Source organism: Staphylococcus sp. B1(2026) (assembly GCF_058895785.1).
Window position 1 is genome coordinate 1 of the sequence record NZ_JBZXTS010000063.1, and the last position, 6,130, is coordinate 6,130.

Consider the following 6,130-nt stretch of genomic DNA (forward strand, 5'->3'; position numbering starts at 1 on the left):
TTGGTTGTTCTGCTACTGGTGGCTGATTTTGTCTTAATGTTATATTCATAATTTCATTTTGAATTATCTTAGTGACTTCTGATAAACTATTTGATGTTAATAAATTTAGAGATTCATATGATTCAACCTTTGATTTAATTTTCGATAATAAAATATGATTTTTGTCTAATTGTTCTAGTTGATCTAAACTTTGTAAATAATTTGTTTTATCTACTATTTGTTTTTGTGGTTTTGATAACAAAAATCTAAATTCTGCCGCAGATTGAAACTTACTTTCTTCTCCATATGATGCTCTTCCAGTAATTATTACTTTTTTAGCATTAATATTTGTATCAAAGTTAATTACTTTATTTTGATGGTTTTCTGGCCAATTTTTAATTGTAATTAAATGTGACATATTATGTTCATCCATAACTACAACATCTAAATCTTTTAACATACCATTTGTGCCTGATTGACGTGGGATATACTCTAAGCCAGATAATGTTTTAATATCATTAAATTCAATGACAACTGATTTATTAATGCTGTTTGCATCCCAAGGTGTATGCCAAACTGTATTCAAATTATTATCAAAAGCATTTTCAATTTCTTTCCCTAATTGTGAAGGCGCATTTACTGTTCTAATATCCGTAAAATCAACAGTCGTCTTAATAGGAGACAAACCTAATTTTGCTGTCTTTACTTCATCTATTAAAACTTTTGCCTCCTCAATAGAAATACTATCTTTAGCATTTAATAAATTTAATACACTATTTTTGTATTTTTCTAACGAATCAAATGTATAGTTGTCATCAATAACTGGAACATAATTGTTCAGAGCCTCTTCTATTATTTTTTTTCCAGTAACTACTATTTCTTCAATTACTAGATTATCTAAAACAAAATCTTTATATCCTTGGAAGTTAGCAGCATTACTAGTAGTATCATGTGTATTTGCTGTTTTTGAAGTAGAAAAGATACCAATCCATGTATTTCCACTATCATTACCTTTTACTAAAAATTTAACTCTCTTAGCTTTATCGCTATCAGTCCAAGTATTTTCTAATGGTTTTAATTGTAAATTATTTGATGATGTATATTCTCCTTCACCTATTGCAAATGCATATGTACCGTTGTCCCCAGCTTCATAATCAAAACTTACATTATAGAATTTTCCAGGTTCAAATCTAAAATTTTGTGGAATTGTTTGATAAACTAATTTATTTCTACCTGTTAAACCATTTGTTTTAAGTGACCATGTACCTTCAATCACATCATCTAATTTTTTATTATTCCAACCTCTTTGTGTATATGGTGTATGTTTTTCTGATAAATGTGTGCGATTATCAGTAACATTTTCAATTCCTCCGATAACGAACGGAAAAATACCTTGCGGAACATTTTCAAAATCTTGTTTAAAGATTGTATTTGAAATATTATGTTGTTGATTATACATAGTTGAATTATTTTCAAAAATACGTATCTCATCAAAGTAAGTAGATTTATTATCCGCTTCACGTGATAAAGATAATTTTACATTACTTACATCATTACCAGTTGTAAAGAAGACATACATATTTTGGAAATAACTTGTATCATCAATTGTTGCAGTACGTGGATTTGTATTATGTGCATAAGATTTAATATAGTTTTTAGCAATTGATTTTTTTGTATAATTACTAAAAATATTTGTACCTGTATTAACTATTAAACTTGCCTGTGCATCACTTCTATTATCAACTCCAACATAAACAGCATAATTTGTATTAGGTTTTAAATCTGTTAAATTTTGTGTTAATGTTACAACTTTATCATTATTTTGAATAGCAAGCATATTATTAGAACCTTGTGATTTTACAATATTTACTGCTCCTTGACCACCTTCTACTTGCCAATGTGATAAAGTACCACTATTAAATCCTTGATCATAAATATGTTGGCCTTCATTCCAATTAATGATGGACGGACCTTGTTTTGTACGGTAAAGAACATAAGGTTGATTCTCAACTGCTTCAATAACGATTTGACCATTTAAAACATTTAGCACTTTTTCATCTTGACGTCCTAATTCAGTTAATTTATATAAATATACTTTATCATTTGTACGCCAATCATCTGGTAATGTCCAAGTCGTCATACCACTTTCTTTGTTAAAATGATACATTTTTTCTTGTTCTATAGGTAAATCATGTCCATTAGCATCCCAATTCCAAGGTACTAAATATGACTTACCATTTTCAATTACTCTGCCATTTAAAGTAACAATACGTTCTCTATATAAAGGATTATTATAATCATTAGATTTACGTTTAATAATTACTGTATTCCCTTTATCATCAATTAAAGAAATTTCCATATCTGGTTGCCATTGATATGTTTGACCATTATCTGACATAGTGACCTCTTTTCCTTTAATCCAAGAGTTAACCAAATAATGTTGAAAATATTTTGTCATAATGTCATTAGCAAATAAATTAGTTATATATCCTTCATAATCACTTCGACCTTGCCATCCTTCAAAATCTTTCATGTTATATCCACCTAATAATGGTGCATTTGCTGCGCCACCATAAGCTGGGTAATCTCCTACCCATGAATCTTTTTGATGATTACGAATAAAACGTGCTATATCACTATTAATCCCTTTTAATTTATAACCGCCATATGTTAAATCAGCTGCCCAATGTTGAAAAGTAGAATCGTACTCTGCTCCATATCCCCATTCAATGGCAAAACGCCAACCTTGATTATTTATTTCTTTTGCTAACATATGGCTAGCCCATGCACCATTATCTCCTGATTGACCATTTCCCCAAACATCAACATAAATAAAATCTAAACCGTCTCCTAGTTTCTCTTTCAATTCTTTCCAACGTTCTAATCGTTGATGCGCTAAATCATATGCAGCATCTATATTAATCCCTTGATCTAGCCAGTTCCATCCATATGAATAATTACCATATTTATCTTTTTTAAGTAATGCTTCATTAAAATATTTAGATTCAGGATAAGTTTCAGAGGCATTAACATGAATACCTAACTTTGCACCATATTTTTGTGATTCAGCAATTAATTTTTTGAAATCTTTAACGCCACCTATACGCTCACCTATATTTGCATAATCTAAATGTCCCGAATCATGACCCTCACTACCATAACCTTTTAATAGAATTGCTTGTCCTAAACCATCTGTATTTAAATTTATTTTTTTAATCCCGTCTAATGTCATTAAAAATGGATTTTGAGCTTGTGAACCAAAATTCATGGCAATACGATAAGCTGTCAAATCTTTAACTTTTTCCCAACCTTGAGGATTATTCATAATCTGACGATAAGCAATTGCACCATCTTGCCAATCTACTTTGTTATCATTATTTTTATCTTTAGTGATAACAACCTTAGCACTAGGTAACTCCATTGTATAATCTGGATAGACTAAATTTTTATAAGCTCTTTGATAAATCCAAGGAGAACTTTCTAGACCAATATAATTATTTTCACCAATAGTTTGTTTTCCTACTGTTAAACGTGTAAAATCTTTACTTCCACCTCCATAATTATATTGAGAATTACTCCATATCCCTGCTGCTAAATCATTTGATGATATAAATCCATACATCAACCCTTTTTTTATATCTGGCATAGGGTTCGTAACATTAAAATGAACATCACCACTTTTATGTGTGTCTGTTGACATTACTGCACCTGAAAATTTGGCACCAGATTGTTGAGAACCTACAGAAACCAAATAGTTATTTGGAAACTCTATGAATTCAATTAATTTCTTAGTATTATCAATTTCTTTACCTGGTTCAATATTATAATTATTATGAACATCTATTACATCAAAATGCAACTCATTTTCAACTACTTGTACTTTTACTTTTATAACAGCATCTATAAAATGTTCTTCATTTTTCAATGTCATGATATAATTAGCCGTTGCATCATCAATTTTTTTATAAATTACATCTGGGCGAATGTCAATACCATTAATTTTAACTGTGTCTAATTTATTTACTTGTCCGTATAAAATAGAACCATCTAACGAATATGATTTGATGCGTGGAAACATTTTATCGATTGTTGCGGTTAAAACATTAGACGTAATAGTATCGTACACAACATCACTATCATTGCTCTCTAACCCTTTATCTAAAACAATAGGTTTTTCTAGTGCCGGTGCAACATTTTGTTGATTATCTGCCAAAACATCAATTTTCGTCACTTGTTGTTCAAAACTACCTAATTTTAAATAAATATGCTTTTGATCTTGCAAGGCAGTCATAACAGTTGGTGGAATTGTTAAAGTATCAAATAACTGTTCTCCATTATTTGTTGCATTTAATTGCCCATCATTTTTCAAAGAAACTACCAAGTTATTTAATGAATCTTTTTTTGGTGCTGCTATACGTTCTCCACGATAGTAAGTATTTTCTTTAGGTGCTTTATACTGCCAAAACCATCCTTGATTATCATATCCTACAAATAAGTGATTGTTTGAATCTTTAAATTTTAAATATACACCAAAACGTCCTTCATTATCAGCAGATTTTTCAATAAAATTAACTGATGCTGTTGCATTACCTTGTTCATCTAAAGATAAACCTTTTTTTTCAAAAAGAGAAGGATTTATTTTATTATCATTTTTTGACGTAGAAGATAAACTATTATATCTGATACCATTTTCTTCTTTAATTTTTGCTTCTCCTGGCACACTGCCTACTGGATGCCACTCTAATTCAATATTTTTCCCTGCTGTTTTTATAGTAGGTAATTTTGATGGTGTAGCTGGATTAACTATCGTTGATTCGATTGTTGAATCAGACAAACTTTCAGATTTCTTTTGATTTTCTGCAATGATATTGATTTTAGTAATTTGTTTTTTAAAACTACCTAATTTCAAATAAACTTTTTTCTGACCTTCTAATTTTTTCATTACAGATTTTGGAATCTCTAATGTTTCAAACAATTTTTCTCCATTATTTGTTGCATCTAATTTCCCAGTATGATTTAATAAGATTTTTAAATGATTTTCTGAATCTTGTTCTGGTGCATCTACACGACGTCCACGGTACCAAATGTTTTCATTACCTGCTTTATATTGCCAAAACCATCCTTGACTATCGTAACCTACAAATAAATTGTTATTAATATCTTTATATTTTAAATATGTACCAAACCTACTTTCTTTTGCAACTGATTTTTCTATGAAATCTACAGATATTGTTGTATCGCCTTCATCATTTACTATAATATCTTTATTTTCATATAATGCTGCGTTTACTTTATTATCATTTTTTTCAGTAGATGATAAACTATTATAACGAATACCACCTTCTTCTATAATTTTTGCTTGTCCTTTAATTTCACCCACCGGTTGCCATTCTGATTTTTTTTTCGCTTGGTCATCTGATACTGAACTGATAGGTTGTACTGTAGTCGTAAATTCTATTTTTTCTCTCTTATTATCAGATTTTTCATCACTTTTATTCATTATTGCAACATTTGATTCTACTTTAGGTTGTTCTTCTAAAGTCACTTCTGATATGTCTTTGTCTGATGAAAGTTTTTCAATTGTGGTTGTAATTTCTAATTCTTCTTTCTTATTATCAGATGCTTCATCAATTTTATTTTTTAATGCAACATTTGATTCTACTTTAGGTTGTTCTTCTAAAGTCACTTCTGATATGTCTTTGTCTGATGAAATTTCTTCAATTGTGGTAATTTCACTAGGTTCTTTAGAGATATTTTCCTTAGCTGANCTTCTGATATGTCTTTGTCTGATGAAATTTCTTCAATTGTGGTAATTTCACTAGGTTCTTTAGAGATATTTTCCTTAGCTGAAACTTCTGTTGCCATAAAACATAGCATACCTATCATTACCGAGCAGGTCACTGCAGAAATCTTTCTAATTGAATACTTACAGTTTTTGTTAAATAATGCTTTTGCTCTTTGTGTCATAATAATCCTCCTAAAATTTGGTTATATAAGGTTCTATCACCATTATATAGTAAACGCTTTCTTTGTAAAAGTATTTTATTAATTTTTTTAATCATTTACAGATTAATATAAGATAAATTGTGGTTCTATAATTTAAGGGGCTGGGAAAAAACTAACCTCTAAATAAAAATACTCGCGTTTTTGA

2 protein-coding genes are annotated in these 6,130 nt (G+C 29.4%); both read right to left on the reverse strand.

The genetic code is table 11. The features are described 5' to 3' along the window. Positions 1-5,665, reverse strand: a 5,665-nt coding sequence (locus AC5EAH_RS07580) for an endo-alpha-N-acetylgalactosaminidase family protein (protein WP_493494173.1), incomplete at its 3' end; no start/stop codon positions are given. Continuing rightward, positions 5,662-5,946, reverse strand: coding sequence for a YSIRK-type signal peptide-containing protein (locus tag AC5EAH_RS07585; protein WP_493494174.1), 285 nt, complete (start codon positions 5,944-5,946; stop codon positions 5,662-5,664). The genes AC5EAH_RS07585 and AC5EAH_RS07580, both read right to left, overlap by 4 nt. Between the last annotated feature and the right edge of the window lie 184 nt (positions 5,947-6,130).